The sequence below is a fragment of the Serratia sp. CY43202 genome, assembly GCF_052168755.1.
GTDB lineage: Bacteria > Pseudomonadota > Gammaproteobacteria > Enterobacterales > Enterobacteriaceae > Serratia > Serratia bockelmannii.
The window spans coordinates 108311-134193 of record NZ_JBJNMB010000002.1 but is presented as its reverse complement, the minus strand read 5'-3'; the positions used below and the strand labels follow the sequence as shown (position 1 = coordinate 134193).

Annotated in this window: 28 protein-coding genes; 20 read left to right on the top strand and 8 right to left on the bottom strand. The window is 63.3% G+C overall.

Annotated elements, in window-relative coordinates:
* The first annotated feature begins 231 nt into the window (after positions 1-231).
* The 13 genes from paaA (at position 232) to paaY (ending at position 11523) form a co-directional block, all read left to right on the top strand.
* Entirely contained in the window at positions 232-1170 is a 939-nt protein-coding gene (gene paaA / locus ACJ8J5_RS02535; protein ID WP_414104395.1) for a 1,2-phenylacetyl-CoA epoxidase subunit PaaA, read from the top strand.
* Between the two features lie 21 nt (positions 1171-1191).
* Positions 1192-1479, top strand: coding sequence for a 1,2-phenylacetyl-CoA epoxidase subunit PaaB (paaB, locus tag ACJ8J5_RS02530; protein ID WP_004935173.1), 288 nt, complete (start codon positions 1192-1194; stop codon positions 1477-1479).
* 8 nt (positions 1480-1487) lie between these two features.
* A complete protein-coding gene (gene paaC, locus ACJ8J5_RS02525; protein ID WP_308370046.1) occupies positions 1488-2246 on the top strand; it encodes a 1,2-phenylacetyl-CoA epoxidase subunit PaaC in 759 nt (252 codons plus the stop codon).
* Between the two features lie 9 nt (positions 2247-2255).
* Positions 2256-2753 carry a 1,2-phenylacetyl-CoA epoxidase subunit PaaD gene (paaD, locus tag ACJ8J5_RS02520; RefSeq protein ID WP_025303365.1) on the top strand — a complete coding sequence of 166 codons (498 nt, stop codon included), beginning with the start codon at positions 2256-2258 and terminating at the stop codon, positions 2751-2753.
* A 13-nt stretch (positions 2754-2766) separates the two neighbouring features.
* Positions 2767-3825 carry a 1,2-phenylacetyl-CoA epoxidase subunit PaaE gene (gene paaE, locus ACJ8J5_RS02515; protein WP_049295906.1) on the top strand — a complete coding sequence of 353 codons (1059 nt, stop codon included), beginning with the start codon at positions 2767-2769 and terminating at the stop codon, positions 3823-3825.
* A gap of 8 nt (positions 3826-3833) precedes the next feature.
* Positions 3834-4607, top strand: a complete 774-nt coding sequence (gene paaF / locus ACJ8J5_RS02510) for a 2,3-dehydroadipyl-CoA hydratase PaaF (RefSeq protein ID WP_414104394.1) — start codon at positions 3834-3836, stop codon at positions 4605-4607.
* Positions 4608-4610: 3 nt separating this feature from the next.
* A complete protein-coding gene (paaG, locus tag ACJ8J5_RS02505; RefSeq protein WP_197835039.1) occupies positions 4611-5402 on the top strand; it encodes a 2-(1,2-epoxy-1,2-dihydrophenyl)acetyl-CoA isomerase PaaG in 792 nt (263 codons plus the stop codon).
* A 2-nt stretch (positions 5403-5404) separates the two neighbouring features.
* Positions 5405-6934, top strand: coding sequence for a 3-hydroxyacyl-CoA dehydrogenase (locus ACJ8J5_RS02500; protein ID WP_414104393.1), 1530 nt, complete (start codon positions 5405-5407; stop codon positions 6932-6934).
* Positions 6931-7371, top strand: a complete 441-nt coding sequence (paaI, locus tag ACJ8J5_RS02495) for a hydroxyphenylacetyl-CoA thioesterase PaaI (protein ID WP_016927190.1) — start codon at positions 6931-6933, stop codon at positions 7369-7371. The genes ACJ8J5_RS02500 and paaI overlap by 4 nt, the downstream gene beginning before the upstream one ends.
* On the top strand, positions 7368-8573 hold the full coding sequence (gene pcaF, locus ACJ8J5_RS02490; RefSeq protein ID WP_414104392.1) for a 3-oxoadipyl-CoA thiolase: 1206 nt from the start codon (positions 7368-7370) through the stop codon (positions 8571-8573). Before paaI ends, pcaF begins: the two co-directional genes overlap by 4 nt.
* A 15-nt stretch (positions 8574-8588) precedes the next feature.
* Positions 8589-9896, top strand: coding sequence for a phenylacetate--CoA ligase PaaK (paaK, locus tag ACJ8J5_RS02485; protein WP_016927188.1), 1308 nt, complete (start codon positions 8589-8591; stop codon positions 9894-9896).
* A 79-nt stretch (positions 9897-9975) separates the two neighbouring features.
* The gene (paaX, locus tag ACJ8J5_RS02480; RefSeq protein WP_414104391.1) at positions 9976-10914 is read left to right on the top strand and encodes a phenylacetic acid degradation operon negative regulatory protein PaaX; all 939 of its coding nucleotides are present in this window, start codon (positions 9976-9978) and stop codon (positions 10912-10914) included.
* Between the two features lie 12 nt (positions 10915-10926).
* Entirely contained in the window at positions 10927-11523 is a 597-nt protein-coding gene (gene paaY, locus ACJ8J5_RS02475; protein ID WP_021505794.1) for a phenylacetic acid degradation protein PaaY, read from the top strand.
* Positions 11524-11560: 37 nt separating this feature from the next.
* Here paaY and ACJ8J5_RS02470 read toward each other — a convergent pair whose 3' ends face one another.
* From ACJ8J5_RS02470 to ACJ8J5_RS02450, 5 genes are all read right to left on the bottom strand, one after another.
* Positions 11561-12958: an amino acid permease gene (locus tag ACJ8J5_RS02470; protein ID WP_049203973.1), complete on the bottom strand. Its 1398-nt coding sequence runs from the start codon at positions 12956-12958 to the stop codon at positions 11561-11563.
* Positions 12959-12978: 20 nt separating this feature from the next.
* Positions 12979-14166: an amino acid aminotransferase gene (locus tag ACJ8J5_RS02465; RefSeq protein ID WP_414104390.1), complete on the bottom strand. Its 1188-nt coding sequence runs from the start codon at positions 14164-14166 to the stop codon at positions 12979-12981.
* A 58-nt stretch (positions 14167-14224) separates the two neighbouring features.
* Positions 14225-14596 carry a RidA family protein gene (locus ACJ8J5_RS02460; RefSeq protein WP_049203975.1) on the bottom strand — a complete coding sequence of 124 codons (372 nt, stop codon included), beginning with the start codon at positions 14594-14596 and terminating at the stop codon, positions 14225-14227.
* Position 14597: 1 nt separating this feature from the next.
* Positions 14598-15395, bottom strand: a complete 798-nt coding sequence (locus tag ACJ8J5_RS02455) for an alpha/beta hydrolase (RefSeq protein ID WP_414104389.1) — start codon at positions 15393-15395, stop codon at positions 14598-14600.
* Between the two features lie 147 nt (positions 15396-15542).
* A complete protein-coding gene (locus ACJ8J5_RS02450) occupies positions 15543-16454 on the bottom strand; it encodes a LysR family transcriptional regulator (RefSeq protein WP_414104388.1) in 912 nt (303 codons plus the stop codon).
* A gap of 97 nt (positions 16455-16551) precedes the next feature.
* On the opposite strand from ACJ8J5_RS02450, the gene ACJ8J5_RS02445 reads away from it, so the two are divergent.
* Positions 16552-17169 carry a glutathione S-transferase family protein gene (locus tag ACJ8J5_RS02445; RefSeq protein ID WP_406903562.1) on the top strand — a complete coding sequence of 206 codons (618 nt, stop codon included), beginning with the start codon at positions 16552-16554 and terminating at the stop codon, positions 17167-17169.
* A 4-nt stretch (positions 17170-17173) separates the two neighbouring features.
* A complete protein-coding gene (locus ACJ8J5_RS02440; protein ID WP_414104387.1) occupies positions 17174-18088 on the top strand; it encodes a pyridoxamine 5'-phosphate oxidase family protein in 915 nt (304 codons plus the stop codon).
* A 37-nt stretch (positions 18089-18125) separates the two neighbouring features.
* On the opposite strand, the gene ACJ8J5_RS02435 is transcribed toward ACJ8J5_RS02440, so the two are convergent.
* A complete protein-coding gene (locus tag ACJ8J5_RS02435) occupies positions 18126-18341 on the bottom strand; it encodes a glycogen synthase (RefSeq protein WP_004935234.1) in 216 nt (71 codons plus the stop codon).
* 214 nt (positions 18342-18555) lie between these two features.
* Here ACJ8J5_RS02435 and gabD point away from each other — a divergent pair, with 214 nt between their 5' ends.
* The 3 genes from gabD to ACJ8J5_RS02420 all read left to right on the top strand — a co-directional run bounded on the left by gabD (position 18556) and on the right by ACJ8J5_RS02420 (position 20935).
* The gene (gene gabD, locus ACJ8J5_RS02430) at positions 18556-20031 is read left to right on the top strand and encodes an NADP-dependent succinate-semialdehyde dehydrogenase (RefSeq protein ID WP_025303379.1); all 1476 of its coding nucleotides are present in this window, start codon (positions 18556-18558) and stop codon (positions 20029-20031) included.
* A 99-nt stretch (positions 20032-20130) separates the two neighbouring features.
* Complete coding sequence (locus tag ACJ8J5_RS02425; RefSeq protein WP_025303380.1) at positions 20131-20544, top strand: GyrI-like domain-containing protein; 414 nt, start codon at positions 20131-20133, stop codon at positions 20542-20544.
* Positions 20545-20566: 22 nt separating this feature from the next.
* Positions 20567-20935 carry a glyoxalase superfamily protein gene (locus ACJ8J5_RS02420; protein WP_414104519.1) on the top strand — a complete coding sequence of 123 codons (369 nt, stop codon included), beginning with the start codon at positions 20567-20569 and terminating at the stop codon, positions 20933-20935.
* 6 nt (positions 20936-20941) lie between these two features.
* On the opposite strand, the gene ACJ8J5_RS02415 is transcribed toward ACJ8J5_RS02420, so the two are convergent.
* Positions 20942-21337: a (R)-mandelonitrile lyase gene (locus ACJ8J5_RS02415; protein ID WP_033643630.1), complete on the bottom strand. Its 396-nt coding sequence runs from the start codon at positions 21335-21337 to the stop codon at positions 20942-20944.
* 173 nt (positions 21338-21510) lie between these two features.
* Between ACJ8J5_RS02415 and ACJ8J5_RS02410 the strand changes: the two genes are divergently transcribed.
* Positions 21511-22404, top strand: coding sequence for a LysR family transcriptional regulator (locus tag ACJ8J5_RS02410; protein WP_043140030.1), 894 nt, complete (start codon positions 21511-21513; stop codon positions 22402-22404).
* On the opposite strand, the gene ACJ8J5_RS02405 is transcribed toward ACJ8J5_RS02410, so the two are convergent.
* Positions 22401-23390: an aldo/keto reductase gene (locus tag ACJ8J5_RS02405; protein WP_169540988.1), complete on the bottom strand. Its 990-nt coding sequence runs from the start codon at positions 23388-23390 to the stop codon at positions 22401-22403. The genes ACJ8J5_RS02410 and ACJ8J5_RS02405 overlap by 4 nt on opposite strands.
* 305 nt (positions 23391-23695) lie before the next feature.
* Here ACJ8J5_RS02405 and pqqU point away from each other — a divergent pair, with 305 nt between their 5' ends.
* Entirely contained in the window at positions 23696-25834 is a 2139-nt protein-coding gene (gene pqqU / locus ACJ8J5_RS02400; RefSeq protein WP_025303385.1) for a TonB-dependent receptor PqqU, read from the top strand.
* The last annotated feature ends 49 nt before the right edge of the window (positions 25835-25883 follow it).

The following is a 25883-nucleotide window of genomic DNA, read 5'->3' as shown; positions in this document are numbered from 1 at the left end:
AAAACAGAACAAAACCCGTTTTCAAGCCGCTTACCCTGTCATTAATACGGAATTGATGGTTTTATTTATCAAATTAAATCAACAAAATAACAAAAAACCTTGTGAGTGAACTCGCAAAACCACATGAATCTCGTTTGATCTTTTTGTTATCAGTTTGTAGCCTTATGGTTAGTTAAAGTGATTCACATTTTTATATCTAATGTGAAAAACACGAATCACCAAGAGGCGAGCATGACAACTGACGCACAATATCAGCAGCATTTCGACGACAAGATCGTGGCGGATATCGCCATTGAGGCCAAAGACTGGATGCCGGACGCCTACCGTCAGAACCTGATTCGGCAGATCGGCCAACACGCCCACTCGGAAGTCATCGGCATGCTGCCGGAAGCCAACTGGCTGACGCGCGCCCCCACGCTGCGCCGCAAGGCGGTGCTGCTGGCCAAAGTGCAAGATGAGGCCGGCCACGGTCTGTACCTCTACAGCGCCGCCGAGACCCTCGGCTGTTCGCGCCAGGACATCTACCAAAAGATGCTCGACGGCAAGATGAAGTATTCCTCCATCTTCAATTACCCCACGCTCAACTGGGCGGATATCGGCGTGATCGGCTGGCTGGTCGACGGCGCCGCCATCGTCAACCAGGTAGCGCTGTGCCGCGCCTCCTACGGCCCCTATGCGCGGGCGATGGTGAAAATCTGCAAAGAAGAAAGCTTCCACCAGCGCCAGGGCTACGAGGCGGTGATGGCGATGGCCCACGGCAGCGATGCGCAGCGCGCGATGTTGCAAGACGCCATCGATCGCTTCTGGTGGCCGGTGCTGATGATGTTCGGCCCGAGCGACGCCGACTCCCCTCACAGCGCCCAGAGCATGGCGTGGAAAATCAAACGCCACAGCAACGATGAGCTGCGGCAGAAATTCGTCGACAACACCGTGCCGCAGCTTGAGGCGCTGGGCATGACGGCGCCAGACCCGAGTCTTACCTGGGACGAGGCCGCCGGCCACTATCGCTTCGGCGAGATCGACTGGAGCGAACTGCATGAAGTGATCAAAGGACGCGGCCAATGCAACCACGAACGTCTGCAGGCCAAACGCCGCGCCTGGGAAGACGGCGCCTGGGTGCGCGACGGCGCCATGGCCCACGCCGCGAAAAACGCCGCTTCCGCCGCATAGCCAACATAAGGAACCGAGATCATGAGCCACGTTGAATGGCCGCTGTATGAAGTGTTTATCCGCAGCAAACAAGGGTTGGCGCATCGCCACGTCGGCAGCCTGCACGCCGCCGACGACCAAATGGCGCTAGAAAACGCCCGCGACGCCTACACGCGCCGCAACGAAGGCTGTTCGATCTGGGTGGTGCAATCGCGCCATCTGATCGCCTCGCAGCCGGAAGATCGCGGCGCGTTCTTCGATCCGTCCGAAGACAAGATCTACCGTCATCCGACGTTTTACACCATCCCCGACGGCATCAAGAACATGTAGAGGCGACCATGACGGTTAACGATCCGCGCATCAGCTATTTGCTCCGCCAGGGCGACACGCCTCTGATCCTCGCCCAGCGTCTGTGCGCCTGGTGCGGCCACGCACCCGAACTGGAAATCGATCTGGCGTTGGCCAACATCGGTCTCGATCTGCTCGGCCAGGCGCGCCACTTCCTGGGCTACGCCGCCGAACTGGCCGGGCCGCCCTGCAGCGAAGACAGCCTGGCCTTCGGCCGCGACGAACGCCAGTTTCATAACCTGTTGCTGGCGGAACAGCCGAACGGCGGTTTCAACGACACGCTGGTGCGTCAGTTCCTGCTCGACGCCTACCACGTGCAGCTGCACCAGGCGCTGAGCCGCAGCCGCGATGCGCAGATCGCCGCCATCGCCGCCAAATCGTTGAAGGAGGCCGATTATCACCTGCGCTTCAGCCACGGCTGGATGATCCGCCTGGGTGACGGCAACGACATCAGCCACAGCAAGATCCAACAGTCGCTGGATAACCTGTGGCGCTTTACCGCCGAGCTGTTCCACGCCGACGCGTTGGAACTGGCGTTGGCGGAACAAGGCATCGCCGTCGATCCGCGCACGCTGCAGGCCCCCTGGCTAACGCAGGTGGAAGAGACGCTGCGGCAGGCGACGCTGGCGCTGCCCGCCGAGCAGGCGTTCCGTCACGGCGGCAAGCAAGGTCAGCACAGCGAACACCTCGGCCCGTTGCTGGCGGAGATGCAGTTCCTGCAGCGCGCCTACCCAAACAGTCAGTGGTAGGAGGCCGCGATGAACGTCACTCGTTTGCAACCCGCCGAAATCCCGCAGATTTGGCACTGCCTGCAGCAGATCAGCGATCCCGAGCTGCCGGTGCTGTCGATCACCGATTTGGGCATGGTGCGCGACGTGGTACGCGACGGCAGCGGCTGGCGCGTGACCTTCACCCCAACCTATTCCGGCTGCCCGGCCACCGAATTTTTGCTCAACGCTATCGAGCAGCGGCTGGCGGCCGCCGGTTTCAGCCCGGTGCAGGTGGACATTCGCCTCAGCCCGGCCTGGACCACCGACTGGATGAACGCCGACGCCCGCGAGCGGCTGCGGCAATACGGCGTAGCGCCCCCGCAGGGCCACACCTGCGATCGGCCGCATGCCCACGGCCCGGTCGCCTGCCCGCGCTGCGGCAGCACCCACAGCGAGAAGATCAGCGAGTTCGGATCCACCGCCTGTAAAGCGCTGTACCGCTGCTGCGACTGCCGGGAACCGTTCGACTATTTCAAATGCATATAGGAGCGCTGACACCATGACGGTCTTTCATCGCCTGAGCGTCGCCGCCATCGAGCGCGAAACGCCTGACGCCGTAGCCATCACCCTGCGGGTGCCTGAAGAGCTGCAAAACCAATACCGCTATACCCCCGGCCAGCACCTGACGCTCAAGGCGCTAGTCAACGGCGAAGAACTGCGGCGTTGCTACTCCATCTGCAGTTCGCCGCAGGAAGGCCTGCTGCAGATCGGCGTAAAAGCGATTGATCAGGGCCGTTTCTCCGGCTTCGTCAACCGCATGCTGAAAGTCGGCGACGCACTGGAGGTGATGGTGCCGCAGGGGCGCTTCGGCTACCAGCCGCAGGCAGAGCGCCACGGCAACTACCTGGCGATCGCCGCCGGCTCCGGCATCACGCCAATGCTGTCGATCATCAAGGCGACGCTGCTGCTCGAACCGGGCAGCAGCTTCACCCTGATCTACGGCAACCGCAACAGCCGTTCAATGATGTTCAAAGAGGCGCTGTCGGATCTGAAAAACCGCTACCCGCAGCGTTTTCAGCCGCTGTACCTGTTCAGCCAGGAGAGCCTCGACAGCCCGCTGCTCAGCGGCCGCATCGACCGTGAACGCCTGGCGGCGATCGGCGGCGCGCTGCTGGATTTCCGCGACTATGACCACGCCTTCATCTGCGGGCCAGAATCGATGATGGACGACGCGCAAACCGTGCTGGAGCAGGCCGGCGTACCGGCCAATCACATCCACAGCGAACGCTTCAACACCAGCGGCCTGGTCACCCGCCCGCGCCACAGCGGCGATCGCAACGCTACCCGGGTGGCGATCCTGCTCGACGGGCGCCGGTTGGATATCGAGATCGGCGAACAGGACGACAGCATTCTCGATGCCGCGCTGCGCCAAGGCGCCGATCTGCCCTACGCCTGCAAAGGCGGCGTGTGCGCCACCTGCAAATGCCGTCTGAAGGCCGGCCAGGTGGAGATGGGCGTCAACTACAGCCTGGAGCCGGATCAGCTGGCGGCGGGCTACGTATTGAGCTGCCAGTCGTGGCCGAAAGGCGACGGCGTGGTATTGGACTTCGACGTCTAGGAGCCGCGATGGATACCCCCTTTATTCTGCATCAGCAGCAACACCGCGTGGTCACGCTGACGCTGCACCGCCCGGAGGCGCGCAACGCCCTGAGCACGCCGTGCCTGGAACAGCTGGTTGCCCGTCTGGAGCAGGCCGACGCCGACAGCGGCGTGGGCGCCGTGGTGCTCGCCGGCGCGGCGCGCTTTTTCGCCGCCGGCGCCGATCTGCGCGAACTGCAACAGCAGGATCTGCCGGCCGCGCTGGCGGATCGCCGTCCGCAGCTGTGGCAGCGGCTGGCGCAGTTCAGCAAGCCGCTGCTGGCGGCGGTGAACGGCTATGCCCTGGGCGCCGGCTGCGAGCTGGCGCTGGCCTGCGACATCGTTATCGGCGGCGAAAGCGCCCGCTTCGGCCTGCCGGAGATCACCCTCGGCCTGATGCCGGGCGCCGGGGGCACCCAGCGCCTGATCCGCTGCGTCGGCAAGGCGCGCGCCAGCCAGATGGTGCTGACCGGCGAAGCCATCGACGCCCGCACTGCGTTGCAGGCTGGCCTGATCAGCGAAGTGTGCGTCGATGCCCTGACGCTGGAACGCACGCAGCAGATTGCCGATCGCATCAGCCGTCAGGCGCCGCTGGCGCTGCGCGCCGCCAAACAGGCGCTGAAACAGGCCGAGGAAATCGGTCTTAGCCAGGGGCTGGCGATGGAGCGTCAGCAATTTGTCACCCTGACCGCCACCGACGATCGCCGCGAAGGCATCGCCGCCTTTTTCGAAAAACGTACGCCAAACTATCAGGGGCGCTGATTTATGGATAACGCATTGATTCTCAGCCATCTCGACGCCGACGTGTTGACGCTGACCCTCAACCGGCCGGATCGGCTCAACAGCTTTAACGACGAGATGCATCGCCAGCTGAGCGAAGCGCTGACGCAAGCCGAGCGCGACGACAGCGTGCGCTGCCTGCTGATCGCCGGTGCCGGGCGCGGTTTCTGCGCCGGGCAGGATCTCAACGATCGCAACGTCAACGCCGATCAACAGGCGCCGGATCTCGGCCTGTCGGTCGAACGTTTCTACAACCCCCTGATCCGTCGCCTGACCGCCCTGCCCAAACCGGTGGTATGCGCGGTCAACGGCGTGGCGGCCGGCGCCGGCGCCGCGCTGGCCCTGGCGTGCGATATCGTCATCGCCGCCGACAACGCCAGCTTTATTCAGTCGTTCTGCCGTCTGGGGTTGGTGCCTGATTCCGGCGGCAGTTGGTTCCTGCCGCGGCTGGCCGGCCACGCCCGCGCGATGGGCATGGCCTTGCTGGGTGACAAAATCAGCGCCCAGCAGGCGCTGGAGTGGGGCATGATCTGGCAGGTGGTGCCGGCGGATGAATTGGCCGACCGCACGCAAACGCTGGCGCGCCATCTGGCCACCCAGCCGACCTACGGTTTGGGGCTAATCAAGAAAGCCCTCTACAGCTCGGCCACCAACAGCCTCGATCAGCAGCTCGATCTGGAGCGCGATCTGCAGCGATTGGGGGGCCGCAGCGACGACTATCGCGAAGGCGTCAGCGCGTTTTTCGCCAAACGCACGCCAAACTTCAGCGGGAAATAGCCATGAACGCGCCCCTTCTTAATGGCCAGGTGGCGGTGATCGGCGCCGGCACCATGGGCATCGGCATCGCCCAGGTGGCCGCTGCCGCCGGCCATCCGGTGCGGCTGTTCGACATCGCGCCCGCCGCCGCCCAGCGCGCGATCGACGATCTCGCTCGCCGCCTGCGGCAGCGGGTCGACGGCGGCAAGGCCGACGCCGCAACCACCGAAGCGCTGCTGGCGCGCCTCGAACGCGCCGATTCGCTCGAGCAACTGGCCGACTGCGCGCTGGTGATTGAAGCAGTGGCGGAAAATCTAGCCATCAAACAGGGCCTGTTCCGCGATCTGGAGGCGCTCTGCTCGCCCACGACGCTGTTCGCCAGCAATACCTCTTCGCTGTCGATCACCGCCATCGCCGGGGCACTGCAACACCCGGAACGCATGGCCGGGCTGCACTTCTTCAACCCAGCGCCGCTGATGAAGCTGGTGGAGATCGTCAGCGGCCTGGAGACCGGCGCCGAGGCCCTTGCCGCGCTGCAGGCCCTGGCGCAACGCTGGGGTAAGCAGAGCGTCGTGTGCCGATCGACGCCGGGATTTATCGTCAACCGCGTGGCGCGGCCGTTCTATGCCGAAACCCTGCGCGCGCTGGAGGAACGGGTGGCCGACGCCGCCACGCTGGACGCGGTATTGCGCGACGCCGGCGGTTTCGCCATGGGCCCGTTGCAATTGACCGACCTGATCGGCCAGGACGTCAATTACGCCGTGACCGAATCGGTGTATCAGGCCTTCTATCAGGATCCGCGCTTCACCCCCTCACTGGTGCAGCAGGAGTTGGTGGCCGCCGGGCGCCTCGGCCGTAAATCCGGCCGCGGCTTCTACCGCTACGACGCGCAGCGCTGCACCACCGAGATCGCCTTTGCGCCACCGGCGCAGGCCGCGCTGCCACAGCGCGTCACGTTGCACGGCGACTGGGCCCCGCTGGCCGATTTGGCGCAGCTGTTAAGCGAAAATGCGGGGGCGATCAAACAACCTGGCCAGACCAGCCCACACGCCACGATCGACGACGTTACACTGATGTTAACCAATGGTAAAACCGCCGGCCAACTGGCCGACGAACGTGGAACGCCCGTGGTGCTGTTCGATCTCTGTGCCGACTATGCGCACGCCTCCGCCATCGCCATCAGCTGCGCGGCGCAAAACGATGCGCAACACAATGCCAAAGCGATTCGCCTGTTGCAGTCCCTCGGCAAGCAGGTCATTCAACTGCCGGATTACCCCGGCCTGTTGACGATGCGCACCCTGGCCATGCTGGCCAACGAAGCGCTCGACGTAGTGAACAAAGGCGTCGCCGGTGCCGAAGATACCGATCTGGCGATGCTGCGCGGCGTCAACTATCCGCGCGGCCCACTGGCCTGGGGCGCCGCACTCGGCTGGCGCCACATTCTGACGACGCTGGAAAACCTGCAACGCTATTACGGCGAAGCGCGCTATCGCCCGATGCCGCTGCTGCGCCGCTACGCTTCCCCCGCCTCTTTCCCAGGAGCCGAACGATGAACGCCAATACGCCGCGCGCGCTGGCTCAGCGCTGCGCCGAACAGATGTTCCAGCAAGATACCTGCGCTCAGGCGATGGGGATGCACATCGACGCCGTCGATGCCGGGTACGCACAGGTCAGCATGACCGTCGGCCCGCAGATGCTCAATGGCCACCAGACCTGCCACGGCGGCCAGCTGTTCAGCCTGGCGGATACCGCCTTCGCCTACGCCTGCAACAGCCAGGGGCTGGCAGCGGTGGCCTCCGGCTGCAGCATCGACTTCGTCCGCCCGGCGCTGGCCGGCGATCGCCTCACCGCCAGCGCGGCGGTGCGCCATCAAGGCAAAGCCACCGGGCTGTACGACGTCGAGATCGTTAACCAACTGGGCAAAACCGTCGCCTGGTTCCGCGGCCGCGCGCACCGCCTCGGCCACAGCATTTTAGGAGATCAGGCATGAATCAGGCATTTATCTGCGACGGCGTGCGCACCCCGATCGGCCGCTATGGCGGCGCGCTGGCCCAGGTACGCGCCGACGACCTCGCCGCTCTGCCGCTGCGCGTGCTGTTGGAACGCCATCCGCAGGTGGATTGGGCGCAGCTGGACGACGTGATCCTCGGCTGCGCCAACCAGGCCGGGGAAGACAACCGCAACCTGGCACGCATGGCGCTGCTGCTGGCCGGAGTGCCGGTCGGCGTGTCCGGCACCACGGTGAACCGCCTGTGCGGTTCGGGCCTGGATGCGCTGGCGATGGCGGCGCGCAGCATCAAGGCCGGCGACGCCGGGCTGATGCTAGCGGGCGGCGCGGAATCGATGACCCGTGCGCCGCTGGTGATGGGCAAAGCCGACAGCGCCTTCAGCCGCCAGACGCAGCTGTACGACACCACCCTCGGCTGGCGCTTCGTCAATCCGCGGATGCAGGCCGATTTCGGCATCGATTCGATGCCGGAGACCGCCGAAAACGTCGCGGCGCAGTTCAACATCAGCCGCGCCGATCAGGACGCCTTTGCGCTGCGCAGCCAGCAGCGCGCCGCCCGGGCGCAGGCGCTGGGTCACCTGGCGCAGGAGATAGCGCCGGTCAGCCTCACCGGTAAAAAAGGCGCGGTCACCCTGTTCAGCCAGGATGAACACCCGCGCGCCGACACCACCTTCGAGCAGTTGCAGGCGCTGAAAACCCCGTTCCGTCAGCCCGGCAGCGTCACCGCCGGCAACGCCTCGGGCCTGAACGACGGCGCGGCGGCGCTGATCGTCGCCTCTGAAGCGATGGCGGCGCGCCAGGGGCTGACGCCGCGGGCGCGCATCGTCGCCACCGCCACCTGCGGCGTAGAGCCGCGGCTGATGGGCATCGGCCCGCTGCCGGCCACCCGCAAGGTGCTGGAGATCGCCGGGCTGAGCCTGGCGCAGATGGACGTCATCGAATTGAACGAAGCGTTCGCCGCCCAGGCGTTGGCGGTGATGCGCCAGCTTGGCCTGCCGGACGATGCCCCACAGGTTAACCCCAACGGCGGCGCGATCGCTCTGGGGCATCCGTTGGGCATGAGCGGCACGCGCCTGGCGCTAGCCGCCCTGTTTGAACTGGAACGGCGAGCCGGCCGCTACGCCCTGTGCACCATGTGCATCGGCGTAGGCCAAGGCATCGCCATGATCATTGAGCGTGTCTGACCCCTGAGGCTAACCATGACAATAAATCCACAGCCCCTCGAAACGATCGAATTCGCCTCGCGCGATGAGATTGAAGCGTTGCAGTTGGCGCGTCTGAAGTGGACGCTGCACCACGCCTACGACAATGTGCCGATGTACAAACGCAAATTCGACCAGGCCGGCGTACACCCCGACGATCTCAAACAGCTGAGCGATCTGGCGCGCTTCCCCTACACCACCAAGCAGGATCTGCGCGACAACTACCCGTTCGACACCTTCGCGGTGCCGATGGAACAGGTGGTGCGCATCCACGCCTCCTCGGGCACCACCGGCCGCCCGACGGTGGTCGGTTACACCCAGCGCGACATCGATAATTGGGCCGATATCGTCGCCCGCTGCCTGCGCGCCGGCGGCGCCACCGCCAAAGACAAGGTGCACGTCGCCTACGGCTACGGCCTGTTCACCGGCGGCCTCGGCGCGCACTACGGCGCAGAGCGGCTCGGCGCGACGGTGATCCCGATGTCCGGCGGCCAGACGGAGCGCCAGGCGCAGCTGATCCTCGACTTCAAGCCCGACATCATCATGGTGACGCCGTCCTATTGCCTGACGCTGATCGACGAACTGGAGCGCAAAATGGGCGGCGATGCGCGCGGCTGCTCGCTGCGGCTCGGCGTGTTCGGCGCCGAACCCTGGACCGAAGCCCTGCGCCACGAGATCGAAACCCGCATGGGCATCAAGGCGCTGGATATTTACGGCCTGTCGGAAGTGATGGGGCCGGGCGTAGCGATGGAGTGTCTGGAGAGCGGCGGTGGCCCGACCATTTGGGAAGACCACTTCCTGCCGGAGATCATCTGCCCGGAAACCGGCATTGCCCTGCCGGACGGCGAACACGGCGAACTGGTGTTCACCACCCTGACCAAAGAGGCGCTGCCGGTGATCCGCTACCGCACCCGCGATCTTACTCGGCTGCTGCCGGGCGACGCGCGCCAGATGCGCCGCATGGGCAAGATCACCGGCCGCTCCGACGACATGCTGATCATTCGCGGTGTCAACGTCTTTCCGTCGCAGGTGGAAGAGCAGATCATGCAGTTCGAGCAGCTGTCGCCGCACTACCAGCTGCAGGTCAGCCGCAGCGGGCATCTGGACACGCTGGCGGTGCGCGTCGAGCTGAAAGAATCGGCGCTCAGCCTCAGCCACCAGCAGCGTTGCGATATCTGCCACCAGCTGCGCCACCACATCAAATCGATCGTGGGCGTCAGCACCGACGTCAGCATCGCCAACTGCGGCGATATTCCGCGCTCGGAAGGCAAGGCGCAGCGCGTGGTCGATCTGCGGCCGCGCTGAGGTGCACGGCGTCACGGATGACGCCGCCCCAAATTAGGCGTAATGTTATGGCTCATCGAAAGCTAACCCATGGAAAAATATGGAACATAAACTGGATGAGTTCATTCGCCATGCCGTCGACGCGCAGTCGATCAGCGGCACCTCGCTGATCATTTCGCTGTACGGCGACGCGCTCAGCCACCGCGGCGGCGAAGTGTGGCTCGGCAGCCTGAGCGCGCTGCTGGAGGCCTTCGGTTTCGGCGATCGCTTCGTGCGCACCTCGGTGTTCCGCCTGCAGAAAGAGGGTTGGCTGGCGGTGGAGAAAATCGGCCGCCGCAGCTTCTACCGCGTGACCGAGCAGGGAATGCGCCAGTTCCGCCACGCCGAATCGAAAATCTATCTGCGCGAGCAGCCCGCCTGGGACGGCAAGTGGGAGCTGTTGCTGCTGGAATGCGCCGAAAAAAACGCGCGCGCACGGCTGAAAAAAGAGCTGGGCTGGCTCGGGTTCGGGCAGATCGCCAACAATCTGATGGCCGCCCCCACCCATGCGCAAACCGACGTGACGGCGCTGCTCGGCGAATTGAACGCCAGTGAGCAGGTGATCTACTTTCGCGCCGATTACCCCTACAACCGCTCCGAGCAAACGCTGCAGAAACTGGTGGCCGACTGCTGGTCGCTCAGCGATGTGGCGGCCGGCTATCACGAGTTTATCGTCTCCTTCCGGCCGCTGATGGCGCTGCTGCGCGAAGTCGACCCGGCGGCGCTGACGCCGCTGCGCGGTTTCCAGATTAAGCTATTATTGATTCACTTCTTCCGTCGCGTGGTGTTGAAAGATCCGCTGCTGCCGGACGCGCTGCTGCCCGCGCAGTGGGAGGGCCAGATCGCCCGCAACCTGTGCATCAATCTTTATCAGCAGGTCGATCGCGCCGCGACGGAGTACGTCAGCGCGCTGGCGGAAACCACCATCGGCGCCCTGCCCGCGCCGGCCGCCGGCTATTATCGGCGCTTCGGCGGCCTGCCGCGCGACCCTACATTTTAAGGAACTCACGCTATGCCTGTGTATCAGATTGACGGCCTGACGCCGGTCGTCGACCCCAGCAGTTACGTGCACCCGACGGCGGTGCTGATCGGCGACGTGATCGTCGGCAAGCACGTGTACATCGGCCCGAATGCCAGCCTGCGCGGCGATTTTGGCCGCCTGGTGATCTGCGACGGCGCCAACATTCAGGACAACTGCGTGATGCACGGCTTCCCGCAGCAGGACACGGTGGTGGAAGAAGACGGCCATATCGGCCACGGCGCCATCCTGCACGGCTGCCGCATTCGCCGCAATGCGATGGTGGGCATGAACGCGGTAGTGATGGACGGCGCGGAGATCGGCGAGAACACCATCGTCGGCGCGATGGCGTTCGTCAAAGCCGCGGCGGTGATCGAAGCCAACAAGCTGGTGGTCGGCAGCCCGGCGCGCGTGCTGCGCGATCTGACCGAACAGGAGCTGGCCTGGAAGATCGCCGGCACCCGCGAGTATCAGGATCTGGTACAGCGCTGCAAATCCTCGCTGCACGAAGTGGCGCCGCTGACCGAAATCGAACCGGGCCGCCAACGCCTGAGCTTCGGCGACCACCTGATCCCGAAAAGCCAGCTTTAATCCCCGGGGCTGAGGCACGCCTCAGCCCCTCCCCTTATTACTCCACCTCCGGCGCCTTGAACGGCGACGGTGTAGCCGCGTGGCGGCTCTGGAAGTGATAAGCCACCACCAGCAGCAAGGTGAACGGAATACCGAACCACAGCGTCATGCGGAAGAATTCGGTAAACGCCGTCGAGATCATCAGCGCCGCCATCAGCCCGGCGCCGAGCAAGGTGGTATAGGGAAAGCCCCACATGCGGAACTTCAGGTGGGTCTGCCGATGCCGGCGGCGGAAGAACAGGTGGGTGACGAAAATCATCAGCCAGGTAAAGCAGGCGCCATACACCGAGATAGACATCATGGCGGCGAACGAGGTTTCCGGCGCCACCAGGCTCAGCACGATGGACACCACGATACCGATGCACGACATCGCCAACGCATTGACCGGAATGCCGCGCCGGCTGACGCGCCCCAATGCCGCCGGCGCCTGCCCGGCACGCGACAACGAGAACATCATGCGGGTGGTGATGTACAGCTGGCTGTTCATTGCCGACAGCGCTGCCACCAGCACGATAAAGTTGAAAATACCGGCGGCGGCGGGCAAATGGATCACGTTCATCGCCATCAGGAACGGGCTTTCGCCGGTGCCGGACTGGCGCCAGGGCACGATGGCCAGCATCAGGGCGATCGACAGCATGTAGAAGATGAACAGCCGCACGATGGTGCCCTTGAACGCCGCCTTCACCGCAATCACCGGATTTTTCGCCTCGCCGGCGGCCACCGCAATCATTTCAATGCTCAGGTAGCTGAAGATGGACACGATCACCGCGAACCACATGCCCTTGACGCCAAACGGCATGAAGCCGCCGGCGGTCAGGTTGCGCAGGCCGTAGGCCGGGTTGCCCGAGAATGCCAGAATGCCGATGCCGATCAGAATAAACGCCACGATCGCCGTCACTTTGACGGTGGACAGCGCGTATTCCACCTGGCCGAACGACTTCACCCCGATCACGTTGACGACGATCACCGCCGCCGAGAACAGCAGCACCCACGGCCAGGTCGGCGTCGCCGGGAACCAGAACTGCATGTACATGCCGATGGCGGTGACTTCGGTACCCACCGCCAGCACCACACAGGACCAGTAAGAATAACGCACCAGAAAACCGAACAGCGGGCCGAGATAGAATTCAGCGTAGTCGCCGAACGAGCCGGGCGTCGGGTGTTCGGAGGTCATCTCCGCCAGGCTGCCCATCAGCAGCAGCGCAATGACGCCGCCGATCAGGTAGCTCAACAATACCGACGGCCCCGCCATCTGAATGGCGTAGGCGCTGCCGAGAAACAGCCCGGTGCCGATGGCGCCGCCGATCGCCAGCATCGACATCTGCCCGGCGGTAAGATGCTTGTTCAACCCGCCCTGACGGCGGGCGATATGCTCAAAATCATTCATCTGTGGCATGGCTGGGTTCCCGAGCGGAGTTAGGCGGTACGGGTGACGTCGAGAATGGCGGCGGTCACATAGTCAATGTTGCCGGGATTGAGCCCCGGCAGGCACATGCGGCCGGGCGAGACCAGATAGATGGCATAGCGCTGCCGCAGGGTCTGCAGCTGCGCTTCGTTCAGGCCGGTATAGCTGAACATGCCGCGCTGATCGCGAATACGCCGGTGATCCAGCGAAGAGCCACCCTGCGCCAGCCCGGCGGCCAGCTGTTCACGCATTTGCTTGATGCGCGAGCGCATTTCCGCCAGCTCATTGCGCCAACGTTCACCCAGTTCGGCGTCGCCGAGCAGGGTTTCCACGATCTGGCTGCCGTGCGTCGGCGGGCAGGAGTAGCTGCGGCGGATCAGCGTTTTTAACGCGCCTTTGACGTTGGCGGCGTTTTGCGCATCGGCGCAGCGTACCGACAGCGCGCCCAGCCGCTGGCCGTACAGCGCGACGTTTTTGGAAAACGAGTTGCAGACCAAAAACGGCAGATCGGTTTTCAGCGCTTCACGCAACGCAAAGCAGTCCTCCTCCAGCCCGTCGCCGAAGCCCTGATAGGCGATATCGAACAGCGGCAGCAGGTTGCGTCGCTGCAGCACGGCGAGCGTGGCGCGCCACTGCTCCGGCGTCAGGTCGGTGCCGGTCGGGTTATGGCAACAAGGATGCAACAGGACCACGCTGCCGGGCGGCAGGCTGTCCAGCGCGTCGAGCATGGCGGCGAAACGCAGGCCGCCCGCCGTTTCGTCAAAGTAGGGATAGGTATTCACCCGCAGCCCGGCGCCTTCGAAAATCGCCCAGTGATTGGCCCAGGTGGGATCGGACACCCAAATGTCACCGCGCGCCAGGAAGTGGCGCAAAAAATCCGCCGCCAGCTTCAGCGCGCCGGAGCCGCCGACGGTCTGCACCGTGGCGATCTCGGCCGCCTGTTGCTCGCCGAACAGCAGCGCCTGCACTTGGCGAGCGAACTGCGGCGAACCTTCGATCGGCGGATAACCGTGCGGGCGACGCAGCGCCAGCAACCGCTGCTCGGCGGCCTCGACCGCCTGCATCAGCGGAATATTTCCCTGCCGGTCGTAATACAGACCGATACCTAAATTCACTTTCTGCGGATTGGGGTCCTGCAAATAAGCTTCCATCAGCGACATAATAGGATCGGCCGCGGAAGGTGCAATCTGTTTAAACATGACGCATCCTTAACTCGTTATTGAATTAATATAAAGACGAACTTAAGAAGAAATTAAATCAGGCGATGGCGCTGACGGTAATTTCTATTTTCATTCCCGGCACCACCAATTTTTCGACAATAACCGTGGAGCGGTTGGGATAAGGATAATTAAAGTATTTCCGGTAAATCTCATCGAGACATTTAACGTCGTTGACGTCGGTAAGATACACGATCACCTGCAGCACCTTATCGCTGTGGCTGCCCGCCGCCTTCAACGTCTGCGCCAGGTTATCGAAGGTTAACGCAATCTGTCGCTCCGGCGCGCCGGTCTCGATGCTGCCGTCCGCCCGCACCGGGCCGTGGGCGGTAAACAGCATACCGCCGCCCCGGGTGGCCCAGGAAAAAGGCTGGCCGATCTCCGGCAGCCCGGTCTCTACGATCTCGCGCATGTCAGTGGTTTCCGTGGTGGTCAAGTTGGCGAAGCAGCGCGCCGTCGGCGGCGAACAACGCATCCAGAATGGTGAAATGATTGGCGTCGGGCACCGCGACCAGTTCTGCAGACAATCCGCGTTGGCGGAGCGCCGCGTGATAGTGTTGCGACTGGCCGATCAGCTCCGGCAGCTCCAATGCGCCGTAATACAGCGTGAGCGGCTTGCCGCGCACCGGGGGCCGGCGCGCCGGGCTTAGCGTTTCAATTTGCCGCGCGGTCAGCTGCAGCGCCCGATTGACATAGCTTTCTTGCAGCGGCGCCAGTTCGAACAGGCCGCTGATGGGAAAGACCGCATCCACCAGCGCATGCTGCTGCCAAAATGCCGCCAGATGGCCGCCGGCGGAATGGCCACACAGATGCACCGGATGGGCATAGTGCAGCGGCAGACGGCGCTGAATGGCATCAAGCGCCGCCCCCACCTGGCGGCAAATAGCGTCAAGATTAACCGCCGGTGCCAGCGCATATTCCACCAGCACCACGTCAAAACCCAACGCCAACGGCCCGGCGGCGATAAAGGCGAAATCCGCCTTATCGCAAAATTGCCAATAGCCGCCGTGAATAAAAATTAACGTCCCCTGGTGCTGCTTTGCAGAATAGAGCCAATCCAATGTTTCGCGTTCACTTTCGCCATACGCAATATTCTTTTCATGTTTTGCCTGATAATAAATAGCCGCACTGCGGGTTTGGAATGAAGCCAAAATAGCGTCTTCATTATCCACCGCAGCGCCATTATCATAACTCCCCGCAAGTTGTTTCATATATTAAACTTCGTTTATTATTTAAGATATGAATTAACTATTAGCACCGGTGACATTATTGTCAAGACGGGCGCATCAGCAATGCGCGCCCGGTAAAATAAAATAACGCCGGCGGCGAAAAAGTTTAGCCCATGAAACTTTTTGCGCTTATTTTCCCCGTCCATCCGGCTGAATTTGCGGCAATGCGCTGAGCCGTTCAAACGCATAATCCCAGAAGGCGCGCACCTTCAGCGGCATGCGCTGCGCCTGCTGCGCCACCAGCTGTACCGGCATCGGCAACGGCTCATGATCCACCAGCAGCCGCACCAGCGTACCGGCGGCCAAATCGTCCGCCACCTGATACGAGAGTAGGCGGGCGATGCCTTTGCCGGCGCGCACCGCCAGCAGTTGCGCTTCCACGTCGTTGAGCAACAGCCGGGGGGCCAATCGCACCCGCTCGCCGTTTTCCTGCGGGCCGAAGCGCCATTCGCGCAGCGACGGCCGCTGGGTGCCGACGATAGTGGCGTGTTCCGCCAGCTGCGCCGGTGAGCGCGGTTCCCCCCAACGCGCCAGATAATCCGGGCTGGCGACCGTCACCCGGCTGACCTGCCCCAACCGCCGCGCCACGCGCGAAGAGTCCTGCAGATGACCGATGCGCACCGCGATATCCAATCCTTCGTCAATCAGATCGAGATTGCGATCGTTCAACACCATTTCGATCTGCATCTGCGGGTAGTCATCGAGAAACGCCATCACCACCGGCGCCACGTAGCGGCGACCGAACTGCACCGGCGAAGTGACGCGCAGCAAGCCGCTCAGCTGCGCTTCGGCGGTATCCTGCACCACCGCCTGATAATCCTGCAGCAGCTGTTGCGCGCGCTCCAGCAGCCGCACGCCCGCCTCGGTAGGCGCCAGCCGCCGGGTGGTACGTTCCACCAGCCGGGTGCCGAAACGCTGTTCCAGCGCGGCGATCGCCCGGGTGATCGCCGGCGCCGAACGCCGCAGTTTGCGCCCGGCGGCAGCCAGGCTGCCCTGCTGCACCACCGCCACGAAGATGGCCAACTCGTCTAACCGATCCATAGACTCTTCCGATAAGTGAAATTATCAATTTCCACATTGCCGGATTCCGCTCATTCACCGCAAGAGTATCCTGAAAAAAACACTGAGGAGAAACGCCATGTCCACCATCACCCTCTACGGCACCCCGCTTTCCGGCCACGTTCACCGCGTGGCCTTGCTGCTGCGCATGCTGGCGCTGCCCTATGAATGGGTAGAGGCCTCGGCAGACGTGCGGCAGAGCGCGGCCTTTCGCCGGCTCAACCCGTTCGGCCAGATCCCGGTCTTGCAGGACGGCGATCTGACGCTGGCCGACAGCAACGCCATTCTGGTCTATCTGGTGAAACGCTACGCGCCGGACAGCCACTGGCTGCCGGAACAGCCGGTGGCGGCGGCGCGGGTGCAGGCCTGGCTTTCCAAAGCCGCCGGCGAAGTCCGCTACGGCCCGGCCTCCTGCCGATTGATCGCCCAGTTCGCGGTGCCGGAGGATTACCAGGCGGCGCGGGCGGTCAGCGATCGTTTTCTGCCGCAGATGGAACAGCATCTGAGCGAGCGGGACTACCTGGCCACCGAACAGCCCACCATCGCCGATCTGGCCTGCCACAGCTACGTAGCGGTCGCGGCCGAAGGCGGCATTTCGTTGGCGCCTTACCCTGCGATACGGCGCTGGGCGGCGCGCATCGTTGCACTGCCCGGCTTCTTTGCCATGCCGGCCCTGCCGGAACCGGCGGCGAGCTGACGCCATGATCCCGCAACTGTTCCATCCGGATGAGCTGCGCGCACAGACGCTGGCCGGGTTTGGCGGCGTAGGCGGCGGCATCTACCCCGCGATGCCGGATCAGCACCGCGCGTTTTTCGCCGCGCTGCCCTACCTGTTCGTCGCCACGCTGGATGAACAAGGCTGGCCCATCGCCACCCTGTTTACCGGCCCGCCCGGATTTTTACGCACGCCGGACGACACGCATTTACGCATCAGCGCGCCGCGCCGCAGCGACGATCCCGCCCAGGCACTGTTGCTGCCCGGCAAGCCGGTCGGCGCGCTGGGGCTGGATTTCAGCAACCGGCGGCGCAACCGCGCCAACGGCGCCGTCAGCCGCACCGACAAAAACCGGGTGGAAATCCTCGTTCAGCAAAGCTTCGGCAACTGCCCGCAGTACATTCAGCGCCGCGAACTCTACCCGGTGGACAGCCGGCCGCAGCCGGTTGAGCATTTAGCCTCGCTGGATGCGGCGGCGCAGGCGCTGATCCGCGCCGCGGACACCTGCTTCGTCGCCAGCGGCGCGCACCTGGCACTGGCGCAGGGCGGCGTGGATATTTCCCATCGCGGCGGCCGCCCCGGCTTTATCCATCTGGAAGGCGACACGCTGTGGATGCCGGACTTTCGCGGCAACCGCTATATGAATACGTTGGGCAACCTGCTGGCCGAACCGCGGGCGGCGCTGCTGTTCATCGATTTCGAGCGCGGTGACGTACTGCATCTGCTAGGAAAAACGCAGATCCTCTGGCAGGCGGAAGGGAATCCCGGCGTTGAAGGGGCGGAACGTTATTGGCGGTTTGACGTTCACCGCGCCTGGCGTTTTGCGGCAGCGCTGCCGTGGCGGGGACGAAATCTGGAGTATTCGCCGGCAACGCTGGCGACCGGGGTGTGGCACCGCTGAAATGAAAAGCCCCGCTGCGGCAGGGCTGGATCGGAAATTACAGGCTGTGTTCGGCCGCCGATGCGGCCTGATAAAGCTGACGAAAATAATTCAACCGCGCAAAGAACAGGCGGCTTTGCTGCTCCGACATATTGCCGGCCACCTGCCCGGCGTCAATCTGCCGCCCTTGCCATTCCATCAGAGCGATGCTCGACGCCAAAAAATCCATTTCGCTGCCGTAGGCCGCGAGATGTCTGTCCACTGATTTCATCATTCGCACACTCCTTTTAATTACATCGAAAAGGGTCATATGCCTGCTCTTTCAGTATCGGCCCGACGGAGGATATTTTTTGTACAGAAGGTGCGCATAAAGAAAACGACCATCTTGTTGCCGTGCGGGCAAACGGCGGCGGCAAAATTTGCTAGGGTAAAGGGTAGCCGTATGGGATAGACCACTCTGTTGAACTCAGGAAAGAAGGAAGAGACTCATGAGCACCAGCATCTGCGCTACCCTCAAGGATCCCACGCTGTTCCGCGAGGCCAACTACATCGACGGGCAATGGTTGCCGGCCCAGGAAGGCCGTTCGATCGCCATTCATAACCCCGCCAACGGAGAACGGGTCGGCCACGTACCGGCCTTCGGCGCCGAAGAAACCGCTCGCGCCATCGCCGCCGCCAGAAAAGCGCTGCCCGCCTGGCGCGCGCTGACCGCCAAAGAGCGCGCCGGCAAGCTGCGGCGGCTGTTTGAATTGATGATGGAAAATCAGGAAGATCTGGCGCGCATCATGACGGCGGAACAGGGCAAACCGCTGGCCGAAAGCCGCGGTGAAATCGCCTATGCCGCCTCCTTTATCGAATGGTTCGCCGAAGAAGGCAAACGGGTATATGGCGACACCATTCCGCAGCCGCAGGCCGGTCGCCGCATCATCGTGCAAAAAGAGCCGATCGGCGTGTTCGCGGCCATCACCCCGTGGAACTTCCCGGCGGCGATGATCACCCGCAAAGCCGGCCCCGGCTGGGCCGCCGGCTGCACCGGGGTGATCCGCCCCGCCAGCCAGACCCCGTTCTCGGCGCTGGCGATCGCCGTGCTGGCGGAGCGCGCCGGGCTGCCAGCCGGGGTATGCAACGTGATAACAGGCCCCAGCAAAGGCATCGGCGGCGAACTCACCGCCAACCCGGACGTGCGCAAACTCTCCTTCACCGGCAGCACCGAAGTCGGCGCGCAGCTGCTGGCCCAGTGTGCGCCCACCATCAAGAAAACCAGTATGGAGCTGGGCGGCAACGCGCCGTTTATCGTGTTTGATGACGCCGATCTGGACGCCGCCGTGGCCGGCGCGGTCGCCTCAAAATACCGCAACGCCGGCCAGACCTGCGTCTGTACCAACCGTTTTCTGGTGCAGGACGGCGTATACGATGCGTTCGCCGCCAAGCTGAAAGCCGCCGTCGCCAAGCTGAAAGTCGGCAACGGCCTGGATGATGGCGTCACCATCGGCCCGTTGATTAACTCGGACGCGGTGGAGAAAGTGCGCGAGCATATCGCCGACGCCGTCGAGCACGGCGCCTCGGTGCTGTTGGGCGGCAAGCCTGACGCGCTGGGCGGCAATTTCTTCACCCCGACTATCCTGACCGATGTGCCGCGCACGGCGAAAATCTTCCGTGAGGAGACGTTCGGCCCGGTGGCGCCCTTGATCCGCTTCAGCCAGGAGGCCGACGCCGTCGAACTGGCCAACGACACGCCGTTCGGCCTGGCCGCTTACTTCTACAGCCGCGACATCGGCCGGGTGATGCGCGTGGCCGAAGCGCTGGAGTACGGCATTGTCGGCATCAACGAAGGGCTGATTTCCACCGAAGTGGCGCCGTTCGGCGGCATGAAGCACTCCGGTTTGGGCCGCGAAGGCTCAAAATACGGCATCGAGGACTATCTCGAAATCAAATACCTGTGCCTCGGCGGTTTGGGCGCCTGATGTGAGGGCCCCCCGCGCCTGCGGGGGCCCTGTCTGGCGGTTTTGGGGAGCCTTTGCTACCTTTAGGCATCTTTTCAGCGGTTAAAAGGAATTGCCTCTATGCAGCCCCTCTCGGTACACCTGCCCGATTTTTACGTCGCCGGCCAGACAATCAGAACCACCAATCAGGACGAAACCCAGCCCGAGACGGCTAAAATCCCCGCGCTGTGGTCAGACTTTTTCGCCACCTCGCCCGCCATGCCGGTTTACGGGGTCTACTCCAACTACGCCTCCGACGCCAGCGGGCCGTTTGATGTCACCGCCGGCAGTGAGGCACAGAGCGGTTTGCACATCCAACCTGGCCGCTATCTGGTGTTCCAGGCCCGAGGCGCCATGCCGGCGGCGGTCATCGAAGGCTGGCAAGCCATCTGGGCCTACTTCGAGCAACACCCGGAAATCGAACGTCGCTTCCTGACCGACTTCGAAGCCTATACCGGCCCCGACGCGGTCGATATCCATATCGGCTGCCGCTAACGCGACAGTGAGGTCAACAATGATGACGCTCTACCCCGCCATTCCGATCCTGCGTATCTTTTCCGTCGACAAGGCCAAAGAGTTTTATCTGGATTTTCTCGGTTTCACGCTGGCGTGGGAGCACCGCTTCAGCGAAGACCTACCGCTGTACATGCAGGTGACCCGCACCGGGCTGACGCTGCACCTGAGCGAACACTACGGCGACAGCACGCCCGGCGCCGCCATTTTCATCCCGGTGCACGATATCGACGCGCTGCACCGGGAGCTCACGGCCAAAAACTATCGCTATGCCCGGCCGGGCCTGGAGATTGTCGATTGGGGCAAAGAGCTGAACCTCACCGATCCGTTCGGCAACCGCCTGCGGTTTTGCGAACAGAGCCCCCCGGCCTGATCGGCGTTATGGCCGGTAGTCCGCCTCGCTGACCGGCTCCAGCCAGGTCACCGGGCTGCCGTCCACCGCTTCGGCGATGGCGATATGGGTCATGGCAGTGTCCGGTGTCGCACCGTGCCAGTGTTTGACGTCAGCCGGTATCCAAACGATATCGCCGGGATGCATCTCCTGCGTCTTCTCGCCCCACATCTGGATCCACCCGCGCCCCTGAGTGACGATCAGCGTCTGGCCGAGCGGATGCGTATGCCAGGCCGTGCGGGCGCCGGGTTCGAAGGTGACGGTCGCGCCGCCCACCCTGGCCGGCGCGTCACCGGCGAACGGCGCGTCGATGCGTACCTGCCCGGTAAAGTAATCCGCCGAACCGCGCTGTGATGGGATAGAACCGCTGCGTTGTATTTTCATCTGCCGTGTCCTCCGCGCCGGCTCTCACAGCCGGCGCTGATAATCATGAGTGAGTGATGCCAAGATAGCGCCATGCTTTTCCGGCGACTAGCGGGTAAAATGCGCAAGGAGCTATGAGCTCAATTCATAAATCTACGCGCGACAGCGCCCCAACCTTGCTCTCCGGTGCCGGTATGTTGAAAGAAAACTTTAACGATCTGATCGCTTTCCTGATGGTGGCCAGGGAGCGCAGCTTCACCAAAGCGGCGGCGCAGCTTGGGGTTTCCCAATCGGCACTCAGCCACGCTATTCGCGGCCTGGAAGAACGCCTGGCGCTGCGTTTGCTCACGCGCACCACTCGCAGCGTCGCCCCCACCGAGGCCGGTGAGCGGCTGCTCAACAGCATTGGCCCGCGCTTGGCGGAGATTGAAAGCGAGCTGAACGCGCTGGGTGAAATGCGCGATCGGCCCGCCGGCAACATCCGCATCACCGCCGGCGAACACGCGGTGGATGCAGTACTGTGGCCGGTGCTGCGCACTTTTCTCGTCGATTACCCGGATATCAACGTGGAAATCACCGTCGACAACAGCCTGACCGACATCGTCGCCGGGCGATTCGACGCCGGAATCCGGCTGGGGGAACAGGTGGCGAAGGACATGGTCGCGGTGCGCATCGGGCCGGACATGCGCATGGTGCCCGTCGCCTCCCCTGACTATTTCGCCCGTTACGGCCTCCCCGCTACGCCGCAAGCGCTGCAAAACCATCGCTGCATCAACATGCGCCTGCCCACCCTCGGCGGGCTGTACGCCTGGGAATTTGCCCGCGATGGCCGGGAGATTAAAGTGCGGGTGGAGGGGCAACTGACCTTCAACAGCCTGCGCCAGCGAATCGACGCCGCGCAGCTCGGCCTCGGCATCGCCTTTGTGCCGGAAGATACCGTCGCCGAGCCGCTGGCCGACGGTCGGTTGCTGATGGCGCTGGACGACTGGTGCCCGCCGTTTCCCGGTTATTACCTCTATTATCCAAGCCGCAGGCAACACACTACCGCCTTTGCGCTGCTGATTGAGGCGCTGCGACGCGGGGCTTAACGCCCGACGTTCTTCTGCAGATGCGCCGGGTAACGATCGCCGATCACGTCGATAGCGGAGAGCGCACGCTCGATCGCGCCCAGTTCGTCCGCCGCCAACACCACCGACGCCGCCGCAAAGTTTTCTTCCAGCCGGTGACGCTTGGTGGTTCCCGGGATCGGCACGATCCACGGCTGCTGGGCCAGCAGCCAGGCCAGGGCGATCTGCGCCGGCGTCACGCCTTTGCGCTGCGCTATCTGCCCCAGCACGCTCACCAGCGCCTGATTGGCCCGGCGCGCTTCGGCGCTGAAGCGCGGCACCAGGTTGCGAAAATCGCCGCTGTCAAAGGTGGTGTCCTCGGTAATGGCACCGGTGAGAAAGCCCTTGCCGAGCGGGCTGAACGGCACCAGACCGATGCCCAGCTCTGCCAGCGTCGGCAAGATTTCACGCTCCGGCTCGCGCCACCACAGCGAATATTCGCTTTGCAGCGCCGTGACCGGCTGCACCGCGTGAGCTCGCCGAATGGTTTGCGCACCGGCTTCCGACAGGCCGAAATACTTCACTTTCCCTTCGCGAATCAGTTGCTGCACCGTACCGGCCACCTCTTCGATAGGCACCTCAGGATCGACACGGTGCTGATACAGCAAATCGATCGTCTCTATCCGCAGGCGCTTCAACGAGCCTTCCACCGCCTGGCGAATATGCTCCGGACGGCTGTTCAACACCTGCTGCCCCGCCGGCTGCGGCAGATCGAAACCGAACTTGGTGGCGATGACGACCCGATCGCGCACCGGCGCCAGCGCTTCGCCCAACAATTCCTCGTTGGTGAACGGACCATAAATCTCGGCGGTATCGAAGAACGTCACGCCCTCGTCAACCGCGGCACGGATCAGATCGACCGCCTGCCGTTTGTCGGTGGCCGGGCCGTAGCCAAAGCTCAGTCCCATACAGCCCAACCCCAACGCCGAGACTTCCAGCCCTTCGCGCCCCAATTTGCGTGTTTGCATCTTCACTCTCCCACTGATTGATACCGGCCCCGCGTGACGCGGAGCCATTCCGGTGTGGTGACTGTAAAACGCGACTGCCGCCATGACTATGGGGCGAAATACGCTTGAGCTTATGAGCCAGGCTCATGAATCCGTTAACCGTCGCTGGGACCGGAGTTTTTGCGGGAACGTTCCTGCCCGAGATACTCTATACTGATATCAGGATGCCTTACCCTTTTCGTTTAGCGTCATGTAGATGGAGCGACAGATGGCTAACTCTGAATCGACTTGCAATTCCCTTTCAATACCAGTGGCAGATTTATTCCATGACCAATAAGAAAAGCGCCGTGCTTACCCCGGCTGCAATGCTATTGCTACATCCCATGTTTGCCAGTCAGGCGCTGGCGGCAGAAAATAATGAAGAGAAAAGCGACACCCTGGTGGTGATGGCGCAACCCACCGGATTGACCGAGCTGGGATCGCCGGTGTCCGTCAGCGTGATCGACGGCCAGGACCTGCGCAACGCCGCACCGCAGATTAACCTGTCGGAAAACCTCGGCAGCGTGCCGGGCCTGCAGCTCCAAAACCGGCAAAACTATGCGCAGGATCTGCAGCTGTCGATACGCGGATTCGGCAGCCGATCGATGTTCGGCGTGCGCGGGGTGCGCATGTACGTCGACGGCATTCCCGCCACCATGCCCGACGGCCAGGGACAAACCTCCAACATCGACATCAACTCCGTCGAGCGCATCGAGGTGCTGCGCGGCCCCTATTCCGCGCTGTACGGCAACGCTTCGGGCGGGGTGATAAACGTTGACACCCAGACCGGCACCCAGCCGCCAACGCTGGAGGCCGGCGGCTATTTCGGCAGCGACAATACCTGGCGCTATGGGGTGAAAGCGACCGGCGCCACCGGCGACGGTACCCAGGCCGGCGACGTCAACTACGCCATCTCGGGCACCCGCTTCACCACTCAGGGCTACCGCGATCACAGCGCCGCGCGGAAAAACCTCGGCAACGGCAAGCTCGGTGTGCGGCTGGACGACGTCAGCACCCTGACGCTGATGTTCAACAGCGTCTCAATCGATGCCGGCGATCCGGGCGGCCTGACCGAGGCAGAGTGGAAGGAAAACCCGCGCCAGGCGCCGCGCGCGGATCAATTTAACACCCGCAAGTCGCTCGATCAGACCCAGGCCGGCCTGCGCTATCAGCGCCAGATGAGCGAGCGCGACGAACTGACGCTGACTGCCTACCACGGCGAGCGCCACACCACGCAGTACCAGTCCATCCCGATGGGGCCACAGCTCAACCCCACCCACGCCGGCGGGGTGATCGTGCTGGAAAGAAAATATCAGGGCATTGACACTCGCTGGAAGCATGAGGATACTCTCGCATCGTTACCGGTAACACTGATCGGCGGTCTGGATTATGAAACCATGACCGAACGCCGCCAGGGGTTCGAAAACTTTATTCTGCGAGACGGCACTGTGGACTACGGCGAGAAAGGCGACCAGCGGCGCAACGAGAAGAACCGTATCTGGAACCTGGATCCTTACCTGCAAACCTCCTGGCAACTGACGCCGCGCTGGACGCTGGACGCCGGCCTGCGCTACAGCACCGTCAGCTTCGACTCGACCGACTATTACATCACGCCGCGCAACGGCGACGACAGCGGCAGCAAACGCTACCACCAGTGGCTGCCGATGGGCTCGCTCAACTACAAGATCAACCCGGCGTGGAACGTCTATCTCTCCGCCGGCCGCGGCTTTGAAACCCCGACCATCAACGAGCTCTCCTACCGCCCCGACGGCCAGACAGGCCTCAATATCGGCCTGCAGCCGTCCACCAGCGATACCGTCGAACTGGGCAGCAAGCTGCGCCTCGGCAACGGCCTGGTGAGCGCTGCGCTGTTCCAGACCGATACCGACAACGAGCTGGTGGTGGCGGAAAGCAGCGGCGGACGCACCAGCTACGCCAACGCCGGCAAAACCCGGCGGCGCGGCCTGGAGCTGGCGCTGGATCAAGAGTTCGCGCTGGACTGGCGCCTGCATATGGCCTGGACGCTGCTGGACGCCACCTACCGCAGCGAAATGTGCGGTAAATCCGGCTGTACCCCCGCCGGCAATCACCTGCCAGGCATCGCCCGCAACATGGGCTACGCCTCGCTGGCCTTTGCACCGCCGGAAGGCTGGCACGCCGGCGCGGAACTGCGCTACATGAGCGACATTCAGGCCAACGACGCCAACAGCGCGCAGGCCCCCTCTTACACCGTGGCCGGCGTAAACGCCGGTTATCGCTTTACCTGGAACCGCTGGGCGCTGGACGTGTTCAGCCGGGTGGACAATATTTTCGACCGCCGTTACGTCGGTTCGGTGATCGTCAACGAAGGCAATGGCCGCTATTTCGAGCCGGCGCCGGGTCGCAACTGGGGTGGCGGCGCCACCTTGTCTTACCGCTTTGAATAAGGCAAAGCACCTTAAGGTTAAAAGACGGGATGGGTTTTACGTCACCCTA